Here is a 3,551-nt window from a genome sequence, read left to right on the forward strand (position 1 = left end):
CACTCACTCTCGCCGCCCAGACCTTCCAACGCCTCGGGGCGGTCACCTGGGCCGAACGCGCCCAAGCCGAACTGCGCGTCTCCGGCCTCGCCACCCGCGCGACCACACAACTGGCCGAACTCACCTGGCAGGAGCGCCGCATCGCCGACCTCGCCGCAAGCGGCCTGACCAACAAGGAGATCGGCGAACGCATGCACCTGTCACCCCGCACCGTCAGCTCACACCTGTACCGGGTCTTCCCCAAACTCGGCATCACCTCCCGCGCCGCCCTGCGCGACGCACTGGGCAAGATTCCCGACAACCAGAACGTGTGAGCGCGTTCGTCCAGGACCCCTGCATGCGTGCCGGGCTCCTGCATGCGTCCCGGACTCCTACAGGGGGTGGGCCCGCAGGCCGTGTTCGGCGAGCCAGCCGAGCACATGGTCCGCGACGAACCTCCATCCGTTGTCGATGATCAGCGAGTGCCCTCGGTCCGCGAACTGCTTCAGGTCGGTCGCGGCCAGGGAGTCGCCGTACTGCTTGTAGGCCGCGCGTGTGGCGGCGTCGGGCACCAGCAGGTCCTCCTGTCCCGAGATCAGCAGGAGAGGGCCGCGATCCGCGTTGGCGACGTCGGCCACGGCGCTCCGGCTGCGCCCCGATCCCTCGCATCCGAGGTCGGTGAGCAGCCGGCGCGGCGTCGGGACCACGTAGCGGTCGAAGAGCCGGGCCGACTCCTCTTCGCTGACCGTGTTGGCGACGAAGCGGTGGAACTGTTCCGCGGACAAAGACACCAAGGGGTCGGACGCCGAAGGAGCGCTTGCGTCGGCGTGGCCGGGTAGCCAGACCCCGGACGGCGGGGCAGGCAGCGTGATGTCGTTGACCAAGGCGGGCGCAATGGCCACGGCGGCCTGGCCGATGTTGGCGCCGATGAGGTGCTGGGCGATGAGTCCGCCGACCGAGTGGCCGATGATCACCGGCGCAATATCAAACGAACCTACGATTTTGGCGTAGTGGTCCGTCAGCAGGTCCAGGCCCACATCGGCCAGCCCCTCGGAGGACTTGCGCGTCTCCCCCACGGTGAGCGGCTCGCCCGGCCAGCCCGGCGTGAAGGCGAGGAAGCCCCGACTCGCGAAACGCTCCGCCCACGACTCCCAGGACAGCGCGTGCAGCCACGCGCCATGGATGAAGACGACGGGTGTACGGTTCACGACTGCTTCCTCCGAGTACGACGACGACCCGGCACCGGCACGCGGGCGACCCGTTCAGCATCGATCAGGCACAGGTCAGGGGCGACAGTCGAATGACTTAATGTTCATGGCCCATGGCCCCCGGCAGAGCCGGACAGCCGGACAGCCAGGCGCTGGGCGCGCGTGCGAGAGCTCGGTGAAACGGACACGAGTCCGTCTGAGGCGGCCCTCCAGGGGCTGCCCGACACGGCCTGCGTCAGGAAAGCACGTGAAGTTGGCCGGTCAAGTGACTTATGTACGTCGCTCCCGGGGCGACCACAGTGGATCGGGCCAGCTTCTGCCACAGAGAGGGATGCACTCGTCATGAGCGGCAACCAACCCAACCGACAGACCCGCCGAACGGGATCGGACGGTCGTCCCGAGCTGGGCCTGGACATCGAGCGCGTGCTGGACCTCAGCACCCGGCAGACCGTCCGGGCGACGTTCCGGTTCGACCCCGACGCGCCCTGGGTCGTGCCCGTGGAGCTGGCCATCGAGGGCGGCCCACGGGTGCTGTGGCGGATCGGCCGCGATCTTCTGCAGCAGGGGCTCCACTCGGTGAGCGGTCTGGGTGACGTCCAGATCTGGCCGTCCACCATCGGGGACCGCACCACCGCACGACTGCGGCTGACTTCCCGGGACACGGCGGCCCTGTTCGAGCTCCCCATACCGCCGCTGGCGCAGTGGCTGGCCGACACGTATGACCTGGTACCCGCCGGTGCCGAACTCAGCGAGATCGACTGGGACGCCGCGACCGCGGACCTGCTCCAGGCGCCCCAGACCCACTGCGACTGATCTCTTGTCGAGCTCCGGTGCCGGCCTCAGGGCCGAGAGCCTGCCAGGCGTTCCGGTTCGGGCCACGAGAGCGCGGTCAGGGCGGTGGCCGCGGTGACCGCGGTCAGGCGGTCGTAGTCGAGGGTCCTGGGCACGTCCGTCGACCGGTGGTAGTGCGGATTGCGGAAGTTCGCGGTGTCCGTGAGCATCAGCGCGGGGATCCCACGGTTCCAGAACGGGGCGTGGTCACTGCGGCCCAGATGGTTGAGAGGCGGTACGGCCAGCCCGATGAGCAGGCCGAGCGGACCATCGGGCCGTGGGTCGCGCAGCAGCAAGGCCGGGAGCGAGGTGGAGGCCGCCGCGGCGGCCTGCTGCCACATCCGTGCCGCCGCGGTCGAGGAACGCCGGTGCACCACGAGGGTGAAGTCCCCCCGGTGACCGCCCGCCCGCACTGCGGCGGACGCCTCGGGAAAGACCCGCTCGAAGCCGGCGGGCAGTTTCTGGGTGCCGAGCTCATCGGCGAAGTAGCCGACGGACTCCAGGCAGATCATCCCCCGCACACCACCGTCCGCGGCCAGTTCACGAGCTGCCTGGCGGGCCCCGATCAGCCCGAGTTCCTCCATGTCGAACACTGCCAGTACGACGCGCGCGGGCATCGGCGCCTCGGCCAGCAGGCGGGCCGTCTCCAGCACAACCGCCACGCCGGAGGCGTTGTCATCGGCCCCTGGACTGCCGCTGACGCTGTCCAGATGAGCGCCGACCACCACAGCCGGGCCGTTTCCGGGCCCGGGCAGCGTGGCAACAAGGTTCGCCCCGCGCAGGCGTCGGTGCAGGCGCGGCTTCAGAGCCAGCGCACGGTGGCCGTGCCGGTCGGTCGAGCCGATCTGCCAGCGCACGTCGAACGGCCGCCGCTGCACGAGCCATCCCGCGGCGGTCAGCTGGTCGTGAACGTATGTCTCGGCGCGCTCCATGCCTCGAGGCGCGCGCAGCCGACCACGGGGTTCGGCGGCGAGGAACTCGACGTGCCGGCGCAGTCGGGCGGTGTCGGGCTGTGGCACCGCGTGCGGTGCCGAACCAGGCGTCGTCGTCGGGTCGTTCGTCATCCGATACTCCGGTCTGCGTGAGGCTTTAGGGGGACAAACAGAGTGAGATCGTGCGGCGAGGCCGATTGCCTCGCTTCCTTGTGAACCTGCGGTGCCCTGAACCCCGTTGCCCCAGAGAAGAGCTCCTGCGCCGAGGATGTTCATTGGCTGGCCTGGGCGCAGGAAGGGGTGGTCGTCCGCGTGCTCTTCCCCGACATGGGGGCGACCACCCCACCCACAACAAGCGATCAAGGCCAAGGACCGAGGCCGGGCCTTTTCATACACGAGGCACACCATCCGGAAGGTTCAGATTCTGAGCCACACCACCCACACCAGATATGTGTGAGCATTCACACCTGCTCACATTCTTTGCGCTTCCTACCGAAGCGCGGCAGAGTTTCCAACCACCAAGCCCATCGGGCGAGTTGTCCGCCACCATCACGACACTCCCCCCGTGGACACACCGGAAGGAAATCGCGTGAGCCCCATC

General features: G+C 68.9%; 4 protein-coding genes. 2 read left to right on the forward strand and 2 right to left on the reverse strand.

From position 1 onward, the window contains the following. A partial coding sequence (locus tag IQ210_RS46905; protein ID WP_194085395.1) for a response regulator transcription factor occupies positions 1–314 on the forward strand: 314 nt, incomplete at its 5' end. A gap of 57 nt (positions 315–371) precedes the next feature. On the opposite strand, the gene IQ210_RS46910 is transcribed toward IQ210_RS46905, so the two are convergent. Next, on the reverse strand, positions 372–1,187 hold the full coding sequence (locus IQ210_RS46910; protein ID WP_194085396.1) for an alpha/beta hydrolase: 816 nt from the start codon (positions 1,185–1,187) through the stop codon (positions 372–374). 342 nt (positions 1,188–1,529) lie between these two features. On the opposite strand from IQ210_RS46910, the gene IQ210_RS46915 reads away from it, so the two are divergent. Then, complete coding sequence (locus IQ210_RS46915; protein WP_194085397.1) at positions 1,530–2,000, forward strand: SsgA family sporulation/cell division regulator; 471 nt, start codon at positions 1,530–1,532, stop codon at positions 1,998–2,000. Positions 2,001–2,026: 26 nt separating this feature from the next. Here IQ210_RS46915 and IQ210_RS46920 read toward each other — a convergent pair whose 3' ends face one another. Beyond that, positions 2,027–3,082 carry a M28 family peptidase gene (locus IQ210_RS46920; RefSeq protein ID WP_194085398.1) on the reverse strand — a complete coding sequence of 352 codons (1,056 nt, stop codon included), beginning with the start codon at positions 3,080–3,082 and terminating at the stop codon, positions 2,027–2,029. Between the last annotated feature and the right edge of the window lie 469 nt (positions 3,083–3,551).

Source organism: Streptomyces justiciae (assembly GCF_015163075.1).
Taxonomy (GTDB): domain Bacteria; phylum Actinomycetota; class Actinomycetes; order Streptomycetales; family Streptomycetaceae; genus Streptomyces; species Streptomyces justiciae.